General features: G+C 62.5%; 21 protein-coding genes. 4 read left to right on the plus strand and 17 right to left on the minus strand.

Going from position 1 to position 20,340, the window contains the following annotated elements:
* Positions 1 to 12: 12 nt before the first annotated feature.
* The 4 genes from LDZ23_RS22005 to LDZ23_RS22020 are packed head-to-tail and all read right to left on the minus strand — an operon-like array spanning position 13 to position 3,366.
* The gene (locus LDZ23_RS22005; RefSeq protein ID WP_034470910.1) at positions 13 to 522 is read right to left on the minus strand and encodes an aromatic-ring-hydroxylating dioxygenase subunit beta; all 510 of its coding nucleotides are present in this window, start codon (positions 520 to 522) and stop codon (positions 13 to 15) included.
* The gene (locus LDZ23_RS22010; RefSeq protein ID WP_034470908.1) at positions 523 to 1,815 is read right to left on the minus strand and encodes an aromatic ring-hydroxylating dioxygenase subunit alpha; all 1,293 of its coding nucleotides are present in this window, start codon (positions 1,813 to 1,815) and stop codon (positions 523 to 525) included.
* Positions 1,802 to 3,046: an NAD(P)/FAD-dependent oxidoreductase gene (locus LDZ23_RS22015; RefSeq protein WP_034471019.1), complete on the minus strand. Its 1,245-nt coding sequence runs from the start codon at positions 3,044 to 3,046 to the stop codon at positions 1,802 to 1,804. Before LDZ23_RS22015 ends, LDZ23_RS22010 begins: the two co-directional genes overlap by 14 nt.
* A gap of 14 nt (positions 3,047 to 3,060) precedes the next feature.
* A complete protein-coding gene (locus LDZ23_RS22020) occupies positions 3,061 to 3,366 on the minus strand; it encodes a non-heme iron oxygenase ferredoxin subunit (RefSeq protein ID WP_034470905.1) in 306 nt (101 codons plus the stop codon).
* Between the two features lie 166 nt (positions 3,367 to 3,532).
* Between LDZ23_RS22020 and LDZ23_RS22025 the strand changes: the two genes are divergently transcribed.
* Complete coding sequence (locus LDZ23_RS22025; RefSeq protein ID WP_034470903.1) at positions 3,533 to 3,829, plus strand: hypothetical protein; 297 nt, start codon at positions 3,533 to 3,535, stop codon at positions 3,827 to 3,829.
* Positions 3,830 to 3,851: 22 nt separating this feature from the next.
* Positions 3,852 to 4,976: a DSD1 family PLP-dependent enzyme gene (locus LDZ23_RS22030; RefSeq protein WP_034470899.1), complete on the plus strand. Its 1,125-nt coding sequence runs from the start codon at positions 3,852 to 3,854 to the stop codon at positions 4,974 to 4,976.
* Here the strand turns inward: LDZ23_RS22030 and LDZ23_RS22035 are convergent.
* The 5 genes from LDZ23_RS22035 to LDZ23_RS22055 form a co-directional block, all read right to left on the minus strand.
* Entirely contained in the window at positions 4,964 to 5,260 is a 297-nt protein-coding gene (locus LDZ23_RS22035) for a DUF3325 domain-containing protein (RefSeq protein WP_034470898.1), read from the minus strand. The two genes, LDZ23_RS22030 and LDZ23_RS22035, sit on opposite strands and share 13 nt — an antisense overlap.
* Positions 5,257 to 6,906 (minus strand): PepSY-associated TM helix domain-containing protein, encoded by a 1,650-nt coding sequence (locus tag LDZ23_RS22040; protein ID WP_244808218.1) that lies wholly within the window; start codon positions 6,904 to 6,906, stop codon positions 5,257 to 5,259. The genes LDZ23_RS22035 and LDZ23_RS22040 overlap by 4 nt, the downstream gene beginning before the upstream one ends.
* A complete protein-coding gene (locus tag LDZ23_RS22045) occupies positions 6,882 to 7,169 on the minus strand; it encodes a DUF3649 domain-containing protein (RefSeq protein ID WP_034470895.1) in 288 nt (95 codons plus the stop codon). The genes LDZ23_RS22040 and LDZ23_RS22045 overlap by 25 nt, the downstream gene beginning before the upstream one ends.
* Before the next feature lie 262 nt (positions 7,170 to 7,431).
* Positions 7,432 to 7,683 (minus strand): hypothetical protein, encoded by a 252-nt coding sequence (locus LDZ23_RS22050; protein WP_033536209.1) that lies wholly within the window; start codon positions 7,681 to 7,683, stop codon positions 7,432 to 7,434.
* A 79-nt stretch (positions 7,684 to 7,762) separates the two neighbouring features.
* A complete protein-coding gene (locus LDZ23_RS22055; RefSeq protein ID WP_008348170.1) occupies positions 7,763 to 8,977 on the minus strand; it encodes a YeeE/YedE family protein in 1,215 nt (404 codons plus the stop codon).
* Between the two features lie 125 nt (positions 8,978 to 9,102).
* Here LDZ23_RS22055 and LDZ23_RS22060 point away from each other — a divergent pair, with 125 nt between their 5' ends.
* Together LDZ23_RS22060 and LDZ23_RS22065 are read left to right on the plus strand one after the other, a co-directional pair.
* Positions 9,103 to 9,783, plus strand: a complete 681-nt coding sequence (locus LDZ23_RS22060) for a dihydrofolate reductase family protein (RefSeq protein WP_008348172.1) — start codon at positions 9,103 to 9,105, stop codon at positions 9,781 to 9,783.
* A gap of 112 nt (positions 9,784 to 9,895) precedes the next feature.
* Complete coding sequence (locus LDZ23_RS22065) at positions 9,896 to 10,618, plus strand: DeoR/GlpR family DNA-binding transcription regulator (RefSeq protein WP_008348173.1); 723 nt, start codon at positions 9,896 to 9,898, stop codon at positions 10,616 to 10,618.
* A gap of 74 nt (positions 10,619 to 10,692) precedes the next feature.
* Here LDZ23_RS22065 and LDZ23_RS22070 read toward each other — a convergent pair whose 3' ends face one another.
* From LDZ23_RS22070 to deoC, 8 genes are read right to left on the minus strand one after another with little or no spacing between them, the layout of a single operon-like run.
* Positions 10,693 to 11,712, minus strand: a complete 1,020-nt coding sequence (locus LDZ23_RS22070) for an ABC transporter permease (RefSeq protein WP_235366231.1) — start codon at positions 11,710 to 11,712, stop codon at positions 10,693 to 10,695.
* Positions 11,713 to 11,750: 38 nt separating this feature from the next.
* Positions 11,751 to 13,271 (minus strand): sugar ABC transporter ATP-binding protein, encoded by a 1,521-nt coding sequence (locus LDZ23_RS22075; protein ID WP_008348176.1) that lies wholly within the window; start codon positions 13,269 to 13,271, stop codon positions 11,751 to 11,753.
* A gap of 47 nt (positions 13,272 to 13,318) precedes the next feature.
* Positions 13,319 to 14,323, minus strand: coding sequence for a substrate-binding domain-containing protein (locus LDZ23_RS22080; RefSeq protein WP_008348178.1), 1,005 nt, complete (start codon positions 14,321 to 14,323; stop codon positions 13,319 to 13,321).
* A gap of 52 nt (positions 14,324 to 14,375) precedes the next feature.
* Positions 14,376 to 15,419 (minus strand): ABC transporter permease, encoded by a 1,044-nt coding sequence (locus tag LDZ23_RS22085; protein ID WP_008348180.1) that lies wholly within the window; start codon positions 15,417 to 15,419, stop codon positions 14,376 to 14,378.
* Positions 15,416 to 16,348 carry a ribokinase gene (gene rbsK, locus LDZ23_RS22090; RefSeq protein WP_008348182.1) on the minus strand — a complete coding sequence of 311 codons (933 nt, stop codon included), beginning with the start codon at positions 16,346 to 16,348 and terminating at the stop codon, positions 15,416 to 15,418. Before rbsK ends, LDZ23_RS22085 begins: the two co-directional genes overlap by 4 nt.
* A complete protein-coding gene (locus LDZ23_RS22095; protein WP_008348185.1) occupies positions 16,345 to 16,827 on the minus strand; it encodes an RbsD/FucU family protein in 483 nt (160 codons plus the stop codon). Before LDZ23_RS22095 ends, rbsK begins: the two co-directional genes overlap by 4 nt.
* A 60-nt stretch (positions 16,828 to 16,887) precedes the next feature.
* Complete coding sequence (locus LDZ23_RS22100) at positions 16,888 to 19,278, minus strand: aldehyde dehydrogenase family protein (protein ID WP_008348187.1); 2,391 nt, start codon at positions 19,276 to 19,278, stop codon at positions 16,888 to 16,890.
* 26 nt (positions 19,279 to 19,304) lie between these two features.
* Positions 19,305 to 20,312: a deoxyribose-phosphate aldolase gene (deoC, locus tag LDZ23_RS22105; RefSeq protein ID WP_008348189.1), complete on the minus strand. Its 1,008-nt coding sequence runs from the start codon at positions 20,310 to 20,312 to the stop codon at positions 19,305 to 19,307.
* Positions 20,313 to 20,340: the final 28 nt, after the last annotated feature.

The following is a 20,340-nucleotide window of genomic DNA, read 5'->3' on the forward strand; positions in this document are numbered from 1 at the left end:
TCCCAACGATGTTCAGACAGGGTAGGCGAGATCGTTCGCGATCATCGCGGTGTCGTAGACAGCCTGTCTTTCCTTCAGCAGAAGAACGTTACCATTGCGCGCGAAGCGGTCAAAAAGCCTGCCCGCCTGATGCAGCGTAGTCGCGCCTTCGACGAGCGTTTGCAGCAGCATGTAGTTGCTCTGCGCGACGATTTCCTCGTCGGTCGCGTTCAAGATACGCACGTTGGAAACGAAGTGCAGCATTTGACGCGGCGCGAACATCTGCGTGCGCGCAATCGCGACCGCACGATCGCGCAGCATGTCGCGTCCTTCGGCGTATACGAGCCCGACGGGAAATCCATTGGCCGCGTTCTCGTATTCGGTCACGCGATAAAGACAGTTCTCGGTAAAGAATTCAGGCCAGCGCTCGATGTCCCCGCCATCGAGCGCCGCGCAATACTCCGCATGAAAGTCTTCGACCGCCGCGCGTGCGATCAGCGCCTTGTCGTGCGCGATGTTCTGTTTTTCGAATCCTGGCAGCATCTAGAACCCCATCACTTCACGATAGTGCTTGTACATGGCGCGAATGGCGGCTTCGGAGATCAGGTTGTCGGCCGTTCCGATCTTGTCGCCATCCAGCTTGATGATGCTGCGGTCGCTCACCGAGCGGCGCACGCCTTCCTGAACGAACTTCATCGCTTCGTTGTCTTCGAGGCCGAGAAAGCCCGACGGTCCCATCAGATTGCCCTGACGCAAACGGTGACGCACCATGTCTTCCGTGTCGTCTTCATAACCGAACATCGTCCAGAGCATGATCATGCTGTTCGGTCCGTTCGGCACGATATGCCGAATGCCGAGCGTATTCATCTCGCGCTGCACGATGAGGTTCGGCCAGATGGTCTGCATCGTCACCGACCATTCGGAATCGAACTCCTTGATGAATTCGAGGAAGCGCTCGTCACGCAAGATCATGCCGTCGTGGAAGGAACGCATCTCCTTCTTCTTGTCTTCATCGATGGTGGCGTAGAGCGAATCGCTTTTTGCGGAGGCCATCGTGCCGTGAATGCCGTATTTGCTGTCCGCGACCATCGCCGAACGATTGCCCGCCACGAGCAGGCCGAACACGACGAGGAACGAGTGCAGCAACGTCGCGTGATACGGGTCCTTCAAGTTCTCGTGATACATCTTCCAGTTGCACGGCAGCTCGTTCTTGTAGAAGCCGAGCACGCGCAGGCGCTTGCCGTTGAACACCGCGTCGAAGTCCTCGAGTATCTCGGGCGTGAGATAGTCTTCAAGCGATTCCATGTCGTGCGCGAACGATGCGAACACGACCCCATTGCGCGTCGCAACCGCAAGTTTGCGCAGACCGTGATCATCGTTGCGGAAATCCTTCGGCATGCCGCCCAGCTTGTTCACCCCACGCCGGAACGGCACGCCTTGCAGATTGCCCTTGAGGTCATACGACCATTGGTGATACGGGCACACGAACTCCTTGTTGTTGCCGCGGCTATGCCGGCAGAACTCCGCCCCGCGATGCGCGCAACGGTTTTCGAACACGTTGATCGAGCCGTCTTCCGCGCGCGATACGACGACCGGCGTCGGGCCGACATAAGAGCGCTTGAAATCGCCGGAATTGGGCACTTCCGCTTCGAGCGCGACGAAGTTCCAGGTGCGCCCGTGGAAGATCCGTTCGACTTCGCGCGTATAGACCGCCTCGCTCGTGTACACCCAGTCCGGGATGCATTGCAGCCCTTCTTCGGGCCAAACGAGCCCTTCTATCGGCGGGTTTTTCGATTGAGGCGTATGAATGCCGATGATCGTTTCAGACGAGTACACCTTGATCTCCCGAGTGTGTTGAGCGAACCAGCTTGTCGAGCTGGCGCAGCTTGATCGTGGGGTCGGCGAGCATGCGGGGATCGACCGCAACGCCTTCTTCGACGAGCCTTCTGATGGCGCGCAACTCGCCGCCTTGATTGATCGCGAGCACATGCGCGATGACGCCGCCGCGCAGACCCATCAGCACGGTCTTGTCATCGACGCCCGCGCGTTCGATCCACTGATCGATCTCGCCATCGGGCAGGCCGAGCATCTGGATGTTCCAGTCGTATTGGTCGGTCCAGAACCACGGCGTCGGTGCATAAGCAATCTCTTCTCCGGCGATGTTGCGCGCCGCCACGATCGCCTGTTCCTGCGCGTTCTGCCACGATTCGAGACGCGTCGCGCGACCGTTTGCGCCGTATGGGAAGTTGGCGCAATCGCCTGCCGCATAGACATTCTCGGCGGACGTGCGGCAATGCCGATCGACGACGATGCCGTTGTTCGTCGCCATGCCCGCAGCTTTGGCGAGTTCGTCGTTCGGCTCCTGGCCGATAGCGATCACGCCCAAGTCGAACGGCGTTGCATCGACTTGCACGCCGTCCGCGTGCTCCGTGACTTGCAGATGCTTCACGTCGAATATGAAGCGCACGCCGTGAGTTTCGTGCTTCATGCGCAGACGTTCGGCGAACATGGGCGGCAGCGCGCGGCTCAGCAAGCCCGATGCCGTTTCGAACACGCTCACGTCGAGGCCGCGCGTTCTTGCGCTCGCCGCGAATTCCAACCCTAGAAATCCAGCGCCGATCACAGCCACCGATTGCGCCGTTGCGAGCCGCGCACGCAAGCGCATCGCATCGTCGAGCGTGCGCAGATAGAACGTATGCGGACCTTCCGGCGCGCCCGGCAACTGCCGCGCACGACCACCCGTCGTCAGGATGCAATGGTCGTAGCGCAGTTCGCCATTACGTTCGAGCGTCGCGACGCACGATTGCGTATCGAGCCGCAGCACTCGATCGTTGAGCCATTCGATGCGCGCATCGCCGTATCGCTCGACGGCATGCACCCAGCCGTTGAAGCAATCGTCATCGTCCTTCGCGATGAGGACATCCTTTGACAGCGGCGGCCTTTCATACGGCGCATGACGCTCATCGCCGACCAGCACGATGCGCCCTTCATAACCATGCGTGCGCAACGCTTCTGCCGCGCGCGCGCCAGCCTGCCCCGCTCCGATGATCAATGCAGTCCGAGTCATGATTTGCGCGTGCATCAAAGATCGACGTAGATCTCGCCGCCTTCCACCTGCACGCCGTATACGCGAATCGGTTGCGTGACTGGCGCGCAAAGGGCAGCGCCCGTGCGGATATCGAAACGCCCCTGATGCAGCGGACATTCGATGCAGCCGTCTTCCATATAGCCGTCGCTCAAGAGCGCGAACTGGTGCGTGCAAACGTTGTGCGTGGCATGCACTTCTCCGTCGAGCAAATAGAGCGCGATGCGCTCTTCGCCGATCGTCAGGCCGAGCGGTTCGTCTTCCACTAGATCGGCGAGCTTCGCCGCGAACTTGAGTGCCATTCGTCGCCCCTTCGAAAATCGATCAGTATGCTGATGAATCTGTTGTTCGTATGCTAGCAGGACTTTTCGCCGAGTCAACCGATCAAAAATAATGGCTTTCCCGTAGAGAATCCGGCAAGAACGCGTTCGTGCGATGATTCGAAGATTCGTCCCATCGATCAGCGTCATGCCTTCCACCGCCGTCACGCGCACGAACCCGCTGCCGCTCGCGAGCATTGGCTTCATCCTTGCATCGATGCTGTGCCTCGCAATTGTCGATCCGCTCGCGAAAGCCATCGCGCTGCGCTATCCCGCCAACGAGCTCACGTTCTTTTGCATGTTGTTCGGCCTGATTCCGCCCGTGGCGATGTGCGCTGTCGGCCAGCGCTCGCTGATCGATCGCGTGAAGCGCCTCCACTTCAGGGGACAGACCTGGCGCTGCCACGCAACGGCGATAGCGCTGCCGACGGGACCGATCGCCTGATCATCGCTCGACCAAGGACATCATGAATCTCGAAGCACTCGACACGCCCGCCGCGATCATCGATATCGCGCGAATGCAGCACAACATCGACCGGATGCAGACGCGCATGAACGCGCTCGGCGTGAAGTTCCGGCCGCATGTGAAGACGACGAAATGCGCCGGCGTCGTGCGCGCGCAGATTGCAGCAGGCGCGCAAGGCATCACCGTATCCACGCTGAAAGAAGCGGAAGCATTCTTCGCGGCGGGCATCGACGACATTCTCTACGCGGTGGGTATCGTGCCCGCGAAGTTGCCGCGCGCGATGGCCCTCAAGCAAAAAGGCTGCGATCTGAAGATCATCGCCGACAACGCAGCGGCGGCATCGGCGATCGTCGCGTATTGCAAGCACGCGAACGACATATTCGAAGTGTGGCTCGAAATCGATACGGATGGTCATCGCTCAGGCCTCGCGCCCGATGACGACGCGCTCATCGAGATCGGCCGCGTGCTTCAGGAAGGCGGCATCGAAGTCGGCGGCGTGATGACGCACGCTGGCTCCAGCTACGAATTGAACGATCAAGAAGCGCTCGCCGCGCTCGCGGAACAGGAGCGCGCGGGATGCGTGCGCGCGGCCGAACGGCTTCGCGCTGCGGGCATCGCATGCAGGACCGTGAGCGTCGGCTCGACGCCGACCGCGCTCGCCGCGAAGCATCTCGAAGGCGTCACCGAAGTGCGCGCCGGCGTTTATGTGTTCTTCGATCTCGTGATGGCGAACGTCGGTGTTTGCGATGCAAACGATATCGCGTTGAGCGTGCTCACGAGCGTCATCGGTCATCAACCCGACAAGGGCTGGGTCATCGTCGATGCGGGATGGATGGCGATGAGCCGCGACCGCGGCACGTCGAAGCAGACGCACGATTACGGTTATGGACTTGCATGCGCGCTCGACGGTACGCCTCTCGAAGGCTGCGAACTCGTCGGTGCGAATCAGGAGCACGGCATTCTCGCCGTCGAATGTCGCGATGAGATCACGAAGCGGTTTCCCATCGGCATGAAGCTGCGCATCCTGCCGAATCATGCATGCGCGACGGGCGCGCAATACCCCGAGTACCAGGCGTTAGCCGCCGACGGCAGCACCATCGCATGGCCGCGCTTTCACGGCTGGTGAGATCGACGAGCGGAAAGCCGCTCATAAACGATGAGACCGCCAAACACGATTCCCGCCGAAACACTCGTGCAGCCGCTATAGCTGACGAGGCCGAGCGCCCATCCTTGATAGTCGACGATGAAGCGCAGCGCGAGCACGAGACCGCACCATCCTGCTATTCGAAAGCCGCGCGTTTGCCCTGCGCGAAGCGCGCGGCCGAATAGCATCATCTGATGACGATCCATCGAGACCGCGAGGCAAGCGAAGGCCATCAGGCAGAAAACGATGCTCAAGAGATGCGTCATGCGCTTTCCTTTTCGCGCTCGGGCATGACGGCACGCGCCGCGATGCGCTTGCCGACGGGCTTCGTGCGCGGACGATGGCGTGTCACGCGTATCGCCAATGCCGCATGCAGCAGGGCGAATGCCCACATCATCAGATCGAAGCCGGCGAACACCCAATCGCCTTGCGCGATGCTGCGCCACAAGGGCCGGTTCGTGGTCAGCGCATTGAGCGCCGGCACGAACGCGAGCATCGCCGTGGCGAGCCAAAGCAGTTCGATCCACGCGCGCCTCGCGGGACGCACGAACGCATATAGCAGCGTCGCGCCCCACATCGCGAAGAAAACATTGACCTCGGCATCGTCACGCGCGGCGATGCCGAGCGGCAGCAGCCGATTGCCCCACAGAAAGCTCGTCATCGCGATGGAAAGTCCCGCGATGCTCGCGATATTCAAACGTTCGACGAGCCAGAAGCCGACGTACGGCCGCGCCGGGTCGGCCAGCTTCTGACGGCGCTTGACCGTCCACATGACAAGCCCCGTGCCGACCATCGCCGTGCCCGCGAGACTGACGATGAAGTACAGCCAGCGCAGTTGCATATCGCTGAAGCGTCCGAGATGCAGCGCATACAGCACGCCGCGCGTTTCGGCCGCGCCGCCGACGCTGTCCTTCACTTCGATGAGCTTGCCCGTCACGCCATCGAAGAGCATGTACTGCGGACTCATCGACACGCGCGACGCCTCACCTCGCGAAACAGCCACGCGCGCGGTGCTGTCGCCGGGATTGGTGATCGTCACGCGACCGACCTTGTCGCGGCCCCAGCGCGCTTGCGCTTCGCGCACCATCGCATCGACGGGTGCAAGCGGCGCGTTCTGTCCGGAAGACTCGCGAGGCTGAATGAACGCGCTGAGTTGCGAAGTCATTGCGGCGCGTTCGGCGGGTGTCCTGAAGGCGGTCTGCGCGCCCCACGGCATGTACATCGCCATCAACGTGACGAGGCCGGTGTAGGTGATCATCGCGTGAAATGGCAGACCGAATACCGACAGCGCGTTATGCGCGTCGAGCCAAGAACGCTGACCCTTGCCCCATCTGAATGTGAAAAAGTCGACGAAAATTTTCTTGTGCGTAATGACGCCGCTCACGATCGCGACGAGCATGAACATGGCGCACAGGCCCGCGAGCCAGCGCCCCCATAACACCGGCATGTAATAAAACTGGAAATGAAAGCGATAGAAAAATTCACCGCCGAGGGTCTCGCGCGCGGTTGTGCGCTCGCCCGTGACCGGATCGAAACGGGCTGATTCGAATGCGCGGTTGCCCTTGGATGCGCCCGGCGTACGCCAGAACGAATCGATGACGCTCGTGCGTTCGTCCGGCAATGCGAAGCTCCACTGCGTACTGCCCGCCGCGATCTTGCCGAGCGTCTCGACGACGCGTTGCGCGACGAGCGCCGCATCCGGCATGTCGCGCTGCTGCGCTTGCTCGGGCCGCATCCATTGCGACGTTTCGTCCTTGAAGTAGCTGACGGTCCCGGTAAGGAACATCGCGTAGAGAATCCAGCCTGCGAGCAGGCCCGCCCACGTATGCAGATCGGACATGCTCTGGCGAATGCCGCGGCCTTTCGCTTTGGAATCGCGCGCGCTTCTCACGAGACGTGTCCTCCCGGCCATACCGTCCATGCGGCCATCAACAGCGGCACGGCGATGAACGCGAGCCCGCTCCATGCCCGACGCGCGCTGCGAACCGCGAACACCCAGATCACCGCGCACACGTAGACGACGAAGCTCACGAGCATGCCGGTGAGCACGGCTTGCGGCTTGCTCATCGGCAGGGCCAGTGCCGCGACGCTCGCGAGCGCGGCGAGCGCGTATCCGCCGAATATCGCGGCCACGATGCGAGAGACGAGCGGGCCGTGCCGGACGAGCGCGCTCATTGGTCGTGTACGCGTCGGCGCGTCATAGGCTTTCAAGGCGTTCTTATGCGAAAGATTGGCCGGATGCACGTCTGCAACGACGAGACGGAATCAGGCGCGTTGAGGTCCGCGTTGCGCGGCGTAAATGATAATAATTATCAATAACGCTCCGCAAGCTTGTCAAGCAACGCTTAAAAGTGGAACGCTGTGGCGCGATCGCGCGAACACAATGCGATGCGCGTGTGGCGCATCGGCGAGCACAAAATGGACGAACTGGCGGCGTTTATTCTTTGCCCGTGACCCACTTTTTCGTCGCGTGATAGCCGCGCTTCGACGTATCGGCGATGGCATGTCCGGCCGATTTCGCGCCGTCGCCGATGGCGTGCGCCGCATCGCGCGCCGCATGTCCGGTCTGGCGCCCGGCCGATTTCACGTCTTCCTTGAACTGATGGGCGCCCGATTCGACGCTCGCATGTGCCAACGGGCCGAGCGCGATCAGCAAGGCCGGAACGATGAGCAAGGTGGTCTTTTTCATGCCGGCGATTTTCGCATATCGCGCGGACCGCTCCGTTCCGCAAAAAAACGGAACGAACGTGTCACGCGCGGTGTGACTCTCAGCAAGCCGTCGGCCGCACGCGCTCGACTTCGAGTCCGAAAAACGGACGCAGTCGCGTGCCGACTACATTGCCGAAGAAGGCCGCGACGAGCCACAGCCAGCCATGCAGGCTGCCCGATACGATGCCGCTGAAATACGCACCGATGTTGCAGCCGTACGCGAGCCGCGCGCCATAACCGAGCAGCAAGCCGCCGACGATCGCCGCGATCAGCGAGCGCATCGGCACGCGCCAGACGGGCGCATAGCGGCCCGCGAGCGCGGCGGCGAGCATCGCGCCGAGCACGATGCCGATATCCATCACGGATGTAACGTCGTGAGAAATCGGCGCGGCGAGCGCGGCCGCGTTGGCCTTGCTCATCCAGTATGGCCAGCTCGCGGTATCGACGCCGAACAGGGCCGCCGCTTTCGCGCCCCACAATGCGAACGCCGACGTGATGCCCCACGGACGCCCGGACAGTGCGAGCGTCGCGAAGTTGAGCACGGCGAGGGCGATGCCGCCTGCCACGAGCGGCCACGGTCCATGCAGCCATGGCGATGTATGCGCCGGCTGCACGTGCGCGGCGACGAGCTTGCCATGACGGCGCTTCTCGATGACGACCGTGACCGCCGCGATCAGCGCGAACACGATCCAGTTGACGGCGAGCGCGGGCCCCGCGCCGAGCGTCTTCACGAGCGATACCGGTTGCATTTGCGGCAATGCGGTCCAGAACGGCATGTGCGCGGTCGCGATGACGGAACCCGCGATGAACGCAGCGAGCGTCACGATCATTCGCGTGCTGCCGCCGCCGACCGTGTACAACGTGCCCGACGCACAGCCGCCGCCCAGTTGCATGCCGATACCGAAGATGAACGCGCCCACGACCACCGACGTCCCTACCGGCGACACGAGCCCGGTCACCGGCGTGCCGAACAGCGACCCTGCCGCGAGCGCGGGAAAGAACAGCGCGACGCCGACCGCGAGCATCAGCATTTGCGCGCGCAGCCCGGCGCCGCGGCCATCGGAGATGAACACGCGCCACGCCGACGTGAAACCGAACGCCGCGTGATAAAGCGAGACGCCGAGCAGCGCGCCGACCACGTAAAGCGCAGCCTGGCGCGCGCCGACGGTTTGCCCGAGATACACCGCGCCGAGCACGATCAACAACGCGGCGATGCCGAGCGGCTTCGGATCGATATCCGCGCGGCGTGCAAGAGGAGTAGCGAGATCTGACATGACGATAAGCGTTTCGAAAAAATGCGGAACAGCTACCTATTTTCTCGCGTTTGGCTGATCTTCGCAGGCGGCACAGCGCTTGCATCGGCCGTTGCATCGAAGCCCTTTCCTGCACGGAGAAGAAGATGCATATCGTCTGTCACATGATGTCGTCGATCGACGGCCGCAGTCTCACCGACAACTGGAACCTCGATTTCGCGTCGCCCACCTACGAAGACACCGCCGCGCGTTTCAACGCCGATGCGTGGGTATGCGGCCGCGTCACGATGCAGGAAATCTCGCATGGCAAGGACCGCGACTATCCGCGCGGGCTCGCGAAGCGTCCGATTCCACGCACCGATCATTTCGCGAAACGCGACGCGAGCCAGTACGCGATTTCCATCGATCCGAAGGGACGTGTCGCCTGGAAGAGCAATACGGCGCTCGAATCGCATATCGTCGAAGTGCTGAGCGAGAGCGTCGATGACGATTACCTCGCGTATCTGCAATCGATCGACGCATCGTATGTGTTCGGCGGCAAGGACGATATCGAACTGAAGCGCGTCGTCGAAACGCTCGAACGCGAGTTGAAGATCAAGAAGCTGATCGTCGAAGGCGGCGGACATGTGTCGGGCGCGTTCGTCAATGCGCAGCTTGCCGATGAAGTCAGCGTGCTGATCATGCCGCTCGTCGATGGACGCGAAGCGCATACGTCGGCGTTCGAAGTCGCGATGGACAAGTGGAAAACGCCCGCCTACCTCAAGCTGGATTCCATCGAAAAACTGGAACACGACGTCGTCTGGCTGCGCTATACGCGCAAGTCCTGAACCTCGGGATTTACCCGCGCCACCGCATGCAAGCCGTTAAAAATGCGGCTTGCATTGTTATAATTCTTTCATCCCGCGAATAAAAGCTAACATCATTCCTCGCGCCGCTCCGATGGCCAAGAACGACCGCCTGCGTGCCCTTTCCGGCGCGCTCGAAAAACAGAACGTGATGCGTCTGCGCGATGCGGCCGCGCTGCTCGGCGTTTCGGAGATGACGGTGCGCCGCGATATCGCCGCGCATCCCGGCCAGTTCACCTATCTCGGCGGCTATATCGTCAGCGCCGCCGATGTCCCCAACGCGGGCTACACGATCGAGGAAGAGAAAGACCATTTCGCGCAAGCGAAGGCGGTCGCTTCGAATCACGCGGCGCGTCTGCTCGCGGATAGCGAAACCATCTTCATCGATTGCGGCACGACGCTGACCACGCTCGCGCGGCAGATTCCCACGGAGATGCATCTCACTGTCGTGTGCTATTCGCTCAATGTCGCGGAAATTTTGCGGCGCAAGCCCAACGTGCGGATGATCCTGCTCGGCGGCGTCTATGTGCCGTCATCGGAATCGTTCGCCAGCGACGAGAGCGTCGAAACCTTGCGGCGCATGGGCATCAACAAGGCGTTCATGTCGGCGGGCGGCGTCGATGAAGCGCGCGGCGTGACGTGCTGGAACTTTCATGAAGTCGCCATCAAGCAAGCCGCGATGGCGAGTTCGGTGGAACGTCATCTCGTCGTCGACGCGAGCAAGTTCGGCAAGGTCAAGGCCGTGCGCTTCTCGCAGCTTTCCGAGTTCGATTCGGTGATTACCGAGGAAGGTCAGAAGCTCCGCAAACGCGTCTGAATCGTTCCGATAAAAATCAGAAAGGCTCGTTCAGGTTTCGAACGAGCCTTTTTTGTTCCGCTTTTCGAAGGGCGTTACTGTCTGCGTCCCAGCGCGAACAACGTCCCCGCAACGAGAATGAACGCGCCGATGATGACCTTCTGCCAGGTGCTCGGCACGCCGATGAGAATCAGCACGCTATTGATGAGCGTCACCAGCACGACGCCCAAAAGCGTACCCACCACCGTTCCCGTACCGCCCGTGATGCGGGCACCGCCGAGAATCACCGCCGCGATCACATCGAGTTCCGTGCCGACGAGATCGAACGGGTTCGCAAGCCGGTTCGTCGACACGTGCAGGATGCCCGCCACGCCCGCCAGCAAGCCGGTATAGCCGAACACGAAAAGATGAATGGCGCGCAAGTTATAACCGAGACGTTCTGCAATGGCGAGCGAGCCGCCCATCGCATAGACGCCGCGGCCCATCATCGTGCGATTGAGCAGCCACCAGGTCACGATCGCCGCGATCACGAGCGCGAGCACGGACACCGGCAAAACCGCGCGCAAGCCATCCGGCGTGTGATAGAAAAACAGCGGCAGGCGCCCGAACGTATCCATGCTGTGCGGAATGTTCATGAAGAACTGCGTGCCGACGAACGTCAGCAACAATCCGCGATACAAATATTGCGTGCCGATGGTGACGATCAGGGAAGGCGCTTTCAATCGATGCACGAGCATGCCGTTGATGACGCCGAGAATCACGCCGCCGATTGCGCCCGCAAGCAGAATCAGCACGAACGGGCACTCCGGCCACCAAGCGAAGACAGCCTTCGTGATCGAATACATCGTCAACGCGGCGATTGCCGTGAACGACACGTCGATGCCGCCCGACGCCAGCACGACGAGCGTGCCGAGCGCGAAGAGCGAGACCGTCGTCGCGGAATGGAGCATGTCGAACAGTGTCGCGAACTGGAAGAAGCGCGGATTGATGCTGCCCACGACGAGACACGTCACCACGATCAGCCCGACCGTGAACCACTCCGGATTGCGCATCAGTTGCGCATACAGATTGCCCTTGCGCACGCGCGGCGCGACCTGGGCCGCGTGTTGCGGCATCGTCTCGCTTCCCGTGCGGCGGATGGATTCGCTCATGCTCATGCTGCCTCTGAAAGTAGCGCGTGATAAAGATCGGCCTCGTTCAAGCGGTCCGCGCGATATTCGTTCGCGACGCGGCCTTTCTTCATCATCAGAATACGGTCGCAGTTCTGCAGCAGTTCGGGCAGGTCGTCGCTGATCAATATGATGCCGATGCCCTCCTTCGACAGCCGCTGCATGATGCGATAAATGATGTCCTTCGATCCCACATCGACGCCCACGGTCGGACCATGCAGGATCAGCACGCGCGGATCGATCGCGAGCCAGCGGCCGATCAGCACGCGCTGCTGGTTGCCGCCCGAAAGCGATTGCACCGGCTTGTCGACATCGGGCGTCGCGATCTGCAAGTCCTTCACGGTGCGCTCGGCAAGCTCTTGCGCACGCTTGCGATCGATCTGACCGAAGCGGTCACGCAGGCTCGCGATCATCGCGGTGACGACGTTGTCGCGAATCGGCTTGTCGAGAAAAAGCCCTTCGTTCAGGCGGTCTTCGGGCACATAGCCGATACGTTGCGCCTTCGCATCCGCGGGCGAATGCAGACGCACGCGCATGCCGTCGAGCGTCACCGTGCCCGTGTCCGCAGGCGCGACGCCCGCAAGCGCACGCGCAAGTTCGTTGCGGCCCGAATCGAGCAGCCCCGTCACGCCGAGAATCTCGCCCTTGTGCAGCTTGAACGACACATCGGCGAACTGGCCCTTGCGGCCGAGACCTTGCACGTCGAGCACGATCTGCGACGCGGCTCCGTCACCTTCCGCGCGATAGCGTTCCGTCGACAGATGCTTGCCGGTCATGAGCTCGCTGATCTGCGCCTTCGTATAGTTTTCGATCGGACCTTGCGCCATCTTCTGGCCGTCGCGCAGCACGATCACTTCGCCGCCGATCGCATAGCACTCGTCGAGCTTGTGACTCACGAACAGCACGGCGACGCCATCCGCGCGCAAACGCGCAAGCACGGCGATGAGGTTATCGACTTCTTTCTGCGTGAGCGATGTCGTCGGCTCGTCCATGATGACGAACTTCGCTTCGCTCGCAATGGCGCGCGCGATCGCAACGAGCTGGCGCGTCGCGAGCGGCAGTTGCTCGATGAGCGTCTTCTGGAAATCCGCGTCGCCCGGCAGTCCGACGGCTTCTAACGCACGCGCGGCGGTTTGTGCGAGCGCTTTGCGATCGAACGTGCGCGCGAGCTTGCCCGCATGTTCCGCGAGTTCGGATGTCAGCGCGACGTTCTCCGCGACGCTCATGTTCGGCAGCAGCGACAAGTCCTGATAAACGGTTTCGATGCCCGCCGAAAGCGATTCGAGCGGCGAAAGCTTCTTGTGACGCGCGCCTTCGATCACGAGCTCGCCTTCATCGGGCGGTTGCGCGCCCGAGATGATCTTGATGAGCGTGCTCTTGCCGCAACCGTTCTCGCCGAGCAAGTGATAGATCTGGCCGCGCTCGAACGAGAGGCTTACGCCACGCAGCGCATAGACGCCGGTGAAACGTTTATGGATATCGACGACTTCGAGGAGCGGTGTCATATCGTGTAGTCGAGCGAGGCACACCGCAGTGCGCCTCGCGAATGGCATCAGAAGTTGTATTGCTTGTAGTTCGACTTGTCGACATCGACCCAGCCGGTGCCGCGCACGATCACGCCCTTGCCCGGGCCCTTCGTGACCGTCACCTTGTTATAGCCGGTGATGCCGAGGTCTGCGCCGTTCTGCACTTCCTTGCCGTCGACGAGCATCTGCGCGACCTTGTTCATCGCGAGACCGGCGAGCTTCGGATCCCAGAACGCGATGCCGTTGATCGCGCCGCTTTCGAGGAACTTGGCCGCTTCGGTCGGCAAGCCGGTGCCGTACACGCAGATCTTCCCGACCTTGCCGGCCTCTTCGACCGCGCGGCCGATACCGATGACGTCGAGCGACGACGAACCCTGGAAGCCCGTCAGATCCGGATGCTTGCGCAGCACTTCCTTCGCGACCTGATACGCGCGCTCGCCATCGTTATTCGTTTCGAGCTTCGGTTCGACCAGATCCATCTTCGGATACTTGGCCTTCGCATTGCCGATGCCGCCATCGGCCCATTGCACCTGCGAGCGCGAGCCGAGCGAGCCGACCAGCACGGCCCACTTGCCCTGATTATTCATGCACTTCGCGAGGCGCTCGTTCAGGCCCGCGCCGTATGCGGTGTTGTCGAAGGCTTCGATGTCGACCATCGTGTTCTTCGCGTTGTCCGCTTCATGCGTGACGACCTTGATGCCGCGATCCATCGCTTTCTTGAGCGCGGGTTCGAGCGTCGGCGGATCGTAGGGCACTACCGCAATTGCCGTGACCTTCTTCGCGATCAGATCCTCGATGATCTTGAGTTGCTGCGCGGCGTCGGCGCGGCCCGGACCCGTCTGATATGCATTGATGTTCGGATTCTCCTTGCCGAACTCCTTCACGCCTTCGTCCATGCGATTGAACCAGTTGATGCCGGTCACTTTCACGACCGTCACGATGGTTTCGTTGGTTGCGGCCTGCGCCGCTGCGATCGCGCCCGCCGCGAGTGCGATCGCGGTGAGTGCGGTGCCCAGTTTGTTCAGCTTCATTGCGTTGTCTCCTTTATCTATCCATTGGTCTCTTTGAACATCACACGCAACACTAACGTCCGGTCGATGCGGGCGGCGGTGGAACATTGCTCTTGGGCGCGGCTCCGCCGATGCCGAAGATCGCGCGCACGCGATCGCCGCCCGCGAATGCAAGCGATGCGAGCAGCAGGAAGCCCCACGCGCAATCGCCGAAAAACTGCGATACGCCGAGCAGATTGAAGAGGCTCGACAGAAATTGCAACACGGTCGCGGCGAGAAACACGCAGACGATGCGTCCATAACCGCCCGCCGGATTCACGCCGCCCATCACCGCGATCAGGATCGCGATCAGCAGATACGAATTGCCGTAGTCCCACTTCGCGCTCGACGTATGCGTCGCGCTGATGAGACCCGCGAGCGAGGCGAGCACGCCGCACATGCCATACGTGAGAATCAGCATGCGCGCGCGCGGAATGCCCGCGTAGAACGCGGCCTTCGGGTTCGTGCCCATCAGATAGAGACGCAGGCCGAACGGCGTACGCTTCAGAATCCAGCCGAGCAGCAGAACCGCGGCGATGAAGATCCACAGTGAAATGGGCACTTGCAGGAAGGTGCCGTTGCCGATGTTCGACAGCGGATCGACGTATTCCACGCGTACGGATGCGCCGTTGCTCAACACCACCGCGATGCCGGTGAAGAGCAACTGCGTGCCGAGCGTGCAGAGAATCGGCGTGAGCTTCAGCTTCGCGATGACGACGCCATTGAGCAAGCCGCCGAGCGCACCCATCACCATGACGATGCATACGAATACCGCGGTATAGAGCGCGGGCGAATCGTCGGCGGAGACCATATGCGGCAGCATCATCGCGGCGACCATGCCGGAGAGATTCGCAAGGCCCACGCCCGACAGATCGATGCCGCCGTTGCCCGACACCATCGACAGCATGATGCCGAGCGCAAGCAGGCCGAGCTCGGGCAACTGGCCGCCCATCGACTGAAGATTGTCGATGTCGAGGAACTGGCCGTGGGACATCCACGTTGCGACGATCACCACGAGCACGTTCACGCCGATCAGAAAGTTGAACTGGCGATCCGCGAGCCACTTCGACGCTTTCATTGCGTGACGCTCCTTTCCGCTAGCAGCGCGTTGATTTCATCGAGACGCGGCATCGACGGCGCGGTGCCCGGACGCGTCACCGAAATGCTCGCGAGCGCGCAGCCGAAGCGCACTGCATCCACAGGGCTTTCGCCGCGTGCGAGCGCCGCCGCGAAGCCGCCGGTGAAGCCATCGCCCGCGCCCGCCGTCTCGACGACGCGGCCGCATTCGAAAGCAGGCACGAGCGTCGATTCGTTCGACGTATGCAAGAGCGCGCCCGCTTCGCCGAGCGTGACGATCACGGCGCGTGCGCCTTTTTGGAGCAGTACGTTCGCGGCGCGGCGTGCGTCGTCCGCCGAAGCGATCTCGATGCCGGTGAGCGCCTGCGCTTCGGTTTCGTTCGGCGTGATGTAGTCGCACAGCGGATAGATATCGTCCGTCAGCGGCAAGGCGGGCGCGGGATTGAACACCGTCGTCACGCCATGTTTGCGCGCGAGTTCGAGTCCACGGCGCGCGGCCGGAATCGGTTGTTCGAGCTGCGTGACGAAGACGCCGGCACGCGCGATATCGTCTTCGATCGCATCGACGTCTTCGGGCGCGAGCGTGCCCGCGGCGCCCGCCGCGACGATGATCGCATTGCCGCCCGTGTTCTCATCGACATAGATATGCGCGGCGCCCGTCGCGACATCGTTCATTACCGTTGCGCGCGATGTGATGCCTTCGGCGCTCCATGTCGCCTGCGCGATATCGCCGAACGCATCCGCGCCGATGCGGGTGCAGAAGATCACGTCCGCGCCCGCGCGTGCGGCGGCCACCGCCTGATTCGAGCCCTTGCCGCCCGGTCCCATCTGGAACGCGGAACCCGCGACCGTTTCGCCGAGCAGCGGCATGCGTTGCGCGCGAAACGCGAGGTCCGTCACATAGATGCCGAGAATGACGACGCTTTTCATCGCGTGCCTCCGTGCGCGGCTTCGGGCGCATCCGGCGCGAGTTGCACCCCCTTCTTGAAGATGAAGCAGCCATAGCCGCGCGCTTCGCCCGTCGCGATCACGCAATATGCGTTCTTCGCGCGCTCGTAGAACGCGAAGCGTTCGACCGGCGCGAAGGGCAGCGCGCGGCCTTCGGCATCGTCCACTTCGCGTTGCGCTTCCCGTTGCACGGCGGGCAAGGTAGTTGCATCGCCAACTATCTCCATGCGGCCCGCGGGATCGTCGACGAACGTATCGAGCGGCAGCACCGACAACACGGCGCGCACCGCACGCGGCGCGCTCACGCCGTCCATGCGCAGCACGCGGCCGAGCACCGTTTTGCGCGCGACAGAGTCAGCGGGGAAATGGGCATCGCAGATCACCACTTCGTCGCCGTGGCCCATCGCGGCAAGCGCGTACAGGATATCGGCGTTCAAGAGCGGATCGATGTTCTTCAGCACAGCGTCTCCTCCATGCATGAGCGCGTTCCGTATCGGAATCGCGCCGAGTCAATTCCTTGATCAGTCTCCGTACGGCACCCAGATGTTCTTCACTTGCACCGCCTGTCGAAGGAACGGCAGCCCTTCGCTTGCGGCATCGTGCCAGTCGAACACGCGGCCCTGATCGACGAACGTGCGCTTCAGATTGCCGATCGACTCGCGCTCCACCATCGCCGATAGCGCCGCGCCGTGGAAGCACCAGAGCGCATCGACGTCATCGTGCTGCGCGAGCGTTTGAGCCAGCGAACGCGCATCGCCGGTGACGATGTTCAGCGCGCCGCCCGGCACATCCGATGTCTCGACGACCTGATAGAAGTCCGTCGCCATCAGCGGACACGTCTCGCTCGGCACGACGACCACGCGATTGCCCAGCGCGAGCGCGGGCGCGACGAGCGACACGAACCCGAGCAACGGCGCTTCATCGGGACACACGATGCCGATCACGCCCAGCGCTTCGTGCATCGCCAGCGCGACGCCATGCAGCGGGGGCGCATGCACGGCGCCGTCGTACTTGTCGGCCCAAGCGGCATACGTGAAGAACCGCGCGATCGATGCATCGACTTCGCGCTTCGCATCGCGCTCGCTCGAACCGGCGCGCGTGACGAGCTGCTTCGCGAATTCATCGGCGCGTGCGCTCAGGTTTTCCGCGAGGTAGTACAGCACTTGCGCGCGGTTGTGCGCGCTCGCCGACGACCATTTCGTCATGCCGCGCGCGGCTGCGACCGCATTGCGTATGTCCTTGCGATTGCCTTCGCCCACTTCGCCGACGATCTCACCGGCGGGCGAATGCACGAGCCGCGAATAACCGCTGTCGGGCCGCGCCTGCTTGCCGGCGATGAAGAGCTTCGCCGTGCGATCGAGCGCACTCACATTGCCCGCATCGACGAGCGAATCCGGTTGCGCCTGCAACGATTTGGTTTCGCCGCGCACCGGAAGCTTGGCCCATGCGCGCGGCTTCAGGTATTCGTAGATGCCCTCGCGTCCGCCTTCGCGTCCGAAGCCCGACTCGCGATATCCGCCGAAGCCGACGGCCGCATCGAAGAGATTGGTCGCGTTGATCCACACGACGCCGCATTGCAGGCGCGGCGCGACGTCGAGCGCGCGGCTGATGTTCTCGCTCCACACGCTCGCGGCAAGGCCGTAGCGCGTGTTATTTGCGAGCGCAACGGCTTCTTCCGGCGTGCGGAAGCTCATCGTCACGAGCACGGGCCCGAAGATCTCTTCCTGCGCGAGCGTCGATGCCGGCGCGACGTTGGTGACGAGCGTCGGCGGAAAGAATGCACCGCTCTCGGGCAACGTGGCACGCGGCGATCGATAGACTTCGCAGCCTTCGCGCTCGCCCTTGTCGACGAGCGCGCGAATGCGTTCGAGCTGAATGTCGTCGACGACCGCGCTCATGTCGATGCCCTTATCCAGCGACGTGCCGACGCGCAGCGTATCCATGCGGCGCTTCAGCTTCTCGACGAAGCGCGCTTCGATGCCTTCCTGCACGAGCAGACGCGAGCCCGCGCAACACACTTGTCCCTGATTGAACCAGATCGCATCGACGACACCTTCGACGGCGCTGTCGATATCGGCATCGTCGAACACGATGAACGGCGACTTGCCGCCGAGTTCGAGCGTGAGCGACTTGCCCGAACCCGCCGTGCTCGCGCGAATCTGACGGCCCACTTCGGTCGATCCCGTGAATGCGATCTTCGCGACGCGTTGATGTTCGACGAGCGCCGCGCCCGTGCTGCCATCGCCGGTGACGATGTTGAGCACGCCCTTCGGCAAGCCCGCGCGATGCGCCAATTCAGCGAACAGCAACGCCGTCAACGACGTGAATTCCGCGGGCTTCAGCACGACGGTATTGCCGAGCGCGAGCGCCGGCGCGATCTTCCACGCGAGCATCAGCAGCGGGAAATTCCACGGCACGATCTGGCCGATCACGCCGAGCGGCGCCCAGTCCGCGAACTCCTTGTCCTGCAGTTGCGCCCATCCCGCGTGATGCAGAAAATGCCTTGCTACAAGGGGTATATCGATATCGCGCGACTCGCGGATCGGCTTGCCGTTGTCGAGCGATTCGAGCACGGCGAAGAGACGGCTGTGCCGCTGCACCATGCGCGAAAGCGCATAGAGATGACGCGCGCGCCCCGCTCCGCCGATGGCTTGCCAGCCTTCGAGCGCATCGTGCGCGGCTTGCACAGCGGCATCGACATCCGCTCCCGTGCCTTGCGCGATCGATGCGAGCACGCGGCCGGTCGCGGGTTCTCGTGAGTCGAAGCGCGCGGCGTCGTCGCTGTCGCGCCATGCGCCGTTGATGAAGTGACCGAAGCGCCCGTCATGCTGATCGAGCCATGCGCGCGCGGCGCGATCGTCTTCCGGTGCGGGTCCATATTCCATCGAAGAGAAGTATTCGGCAACGCTCATGAGGCTGTTTAGTGAAGTCTGTTGGATCAGGCGACGGGATGGCGATTGAACGACGAATAACGTCCGCTCACATGGTGTTCGAGCTGGCGTTCGATATCCGCGAGCAGGCTCGATGCGCCGATGCGAAACAGATCCGCTTCGAGCCATTCGCGCCCGAGCTCTTCCTTCATGAGGATCTGATACTCGAGCACCGACTTGGCAGTCGACACGCCGCCCGCCGGCTTGAAGCCGATCATGACGCCCGTGCGCGCGAGATAGTCGCGGATCATCCGCACCATCACGAGCGACACGTCGAGCGTCGCGTTGACGCTTTCCTTGCCCGTCGATGTCTTGATGAAATCGGCGCCGGCCATCATGCAGATCATCGATGCCTTCGCGACATTCGACAGCGTGCGGATATCGCCGGTCGCGAGAATCGCCTTGACGTGCGCGTCGCCGCATGCCGCGCGGAAATCGCGCATCTCGTCGTAGAGCGCTTTCCAGTTACCCGTCAGCACATGCTCGCGCGTGACGACGATATCGATCTCGGACGCGCCATCTCTCACCGATGCCTCGATCTCGCGCAACTTCAGTTCGTGCGGATTGAGGCCAGCGGGGAAGCCCGTCGATACGGCCGCGACCGGAATGCCGCTGCCCTCGAGCGCGTTCACTGCCGTCCTGACGTAACGGTGATAGACGCACACCGCGCCGGTTTTGATCGACAGAGGCGGCATGCCGAGCGCGTCGAGCAGATCGTCGCGCAATGGACGGCGCGCCTTCGCACAGAGACGTTCGACGCGGCCATGCGTGTCGTCGCCGGAAAGCGTCGTGAGATCGATGCAGGTGATGGCCTTGAGCAGCCACGCCGCCTGCGCGTCTTTCTTGACCGCGCGGCGCGTGCCGAGCGTCGACGCGCGGCGCGTCACCGCCGACTGATTCACGCGCAGGCCGTCGAGCCAGACGAGATCGAACGGCACGCCGGGATTGCGCGCGCTGGCGTGAACCTGGGCCTTGCCGGGCCACGCGACGATGGACTTCGATGCAGTTTCCAGCATGAGATCGGTATGCCGGCGTCTTGTGCGA

The sequence above is a fragment of the Caballeronia zhejiangensis genome (genome assembly GCF_022879815.1).
GTDB lineage: Bacteria > Pseudomonadota > Gammaproteobacteria > Burkholderiales > Burkholderiaceae > Caballeronia > Caballeronia zhejiangensis.

Excerpts from the sequence above, each read along its gene's own strand:
- LDZ23_RS22030 (WP_034470899.1), top strand. The coding sequence starts at position 3,852 with ATGAATCTCGAAGCACTCGACACGCCCGCCGCGATCATCGATATCGCG.
- LDZ23_RS22080 (WP_008348178.1), bottom strand. The coding sequence starts at position 14,323 with ATGAAGCTGAACAAACTGGGCACCGCACTCACCGCGATCGCACTCGCG.
- LDZ23_RS22005 (WP_034470910.1), bottom strand. The coding sequence starts at position 522 with ATGCTGCCAGGATTCGAAAAACAGAACATCGCGCACGACAAGGCGCTG.
- LDZ23_RS22075 (WP_008348176.1), bottom strand. The coding sequence starts at position 13,271 with ATGACACCGCTCCTCGAAGTCGTCGATATCCATAAACGTTTCACCGGC.
- LDZ23_RS22015 (WP_034471019.1), bottom strand. The coding sequence starts at position 3,046 with ATGACTCGGACTGCATTGATCATCGGAGCGGGGCAGGCTGGCGCGCGC.
- LDZ23_RS22045 (WP_034470895.1), bottom strand. The coding sequence starts at position 7,169 with ATGAGCGCGCTCGTCCGGCACGGCCCGCTCGTCTCTCGCATCGTGGCC.
- deoC (WP_008348189.1), bottom strand. The coding sequence starts at position 20,312 with ATGCTGGAAACTGCATCGAAGTCCATCGTCGCGTGGCCCGGCAAGGCC.
- rbsK (WP_008348182.1), bottom strand. The coding sequence starts at position 16,348 with ATGAAAAGCGTCGTCATTCTCGGCATCTATGTGACGGACCTCGCGTTT.
- LDZ23_RS22065 (WP_008348173.1), top strand. The coding sequence starts at position 9,896 with ATGGCCAAGAACGACCGCCTGCGTGCCCTTTCCGGCGCGCTCGAAAAA.
- LDZ23_RS22025 (WP_034470903.1), top strand. The coding sequence starts at position 3,533 with ATGCCTTCCACCGCCGTCACGCGCACGAACCCGCTGCCGCTCGCGAGC.
- LDZ23_RS22070 (WP_235366231.1), bottom strand. The coding sequence starts at position 11,712 with ATGCCGCAACACGCGGCCCAGGTCGCGCCGCGCGTGCGCAAGGGCAAT.
- LDZ23_RS22035 (WP_034470898.1), bottom strand. The coding sequence starts at position 5,260 with ATGACGCATCTCTTGAGCATCGTTTTCTGCCTGATGGCCTTCGCTTGC.
- LDZ23_RS22055 (WP_008348170.1), bottom strand. The coding sequence starts at position 8,977 with ATGTCAGATCTCGCTACTCCTCTTGCACGCCGCGCGGATATCGATCCG.
- LDZ23_RS22060 (WP_008348172.1), top strand. The coding sequence starts at position 9,103 with ATGCATATCGTCTGTCACATGATGTCGTCGATCGACGGCCGCAGTCTC.
- LDZ23_RS22100 (WP_008348187.1), bottom strand. The coding sequence starts at position 19,278 with ATGAGCGTTGCCGAATACTTCTCTTCGATGGAATATGGACCCGCACCG.
- LDZ23_RS22050 (WP_033536209.1), bottom strand. The coding sequence starts at position 7,683 with ATGAAAAAGACCACCTTGCTCATCGTTCCGGCCTTGCTGATCGCGCTC.
- LDZ23_RS22085 (WP_008348180.1), bottom strand. The coding sequence starts at position 15,419 with ATGAAAGCGTCGAAGTGGCTCGCGGATCGCCAGTTCAACTTTCTGATC.
- LDZ23_RS22020 (WP_034470905.1), bottom strand. The coding sequence starts at position 3,366 with ATGGCACTCAAGTTCGCGGCGAAGCTCGCCGATCTAGTGGAAGACGAA.
- LDZ23_RS22040 (WP_244808218.1), bottom strand. The coding sequence starts at position 6,906 with ATGGCCGGGAGGACACGTCTCGTGAGAAGCGCGCGCGATTCCAAAGCG.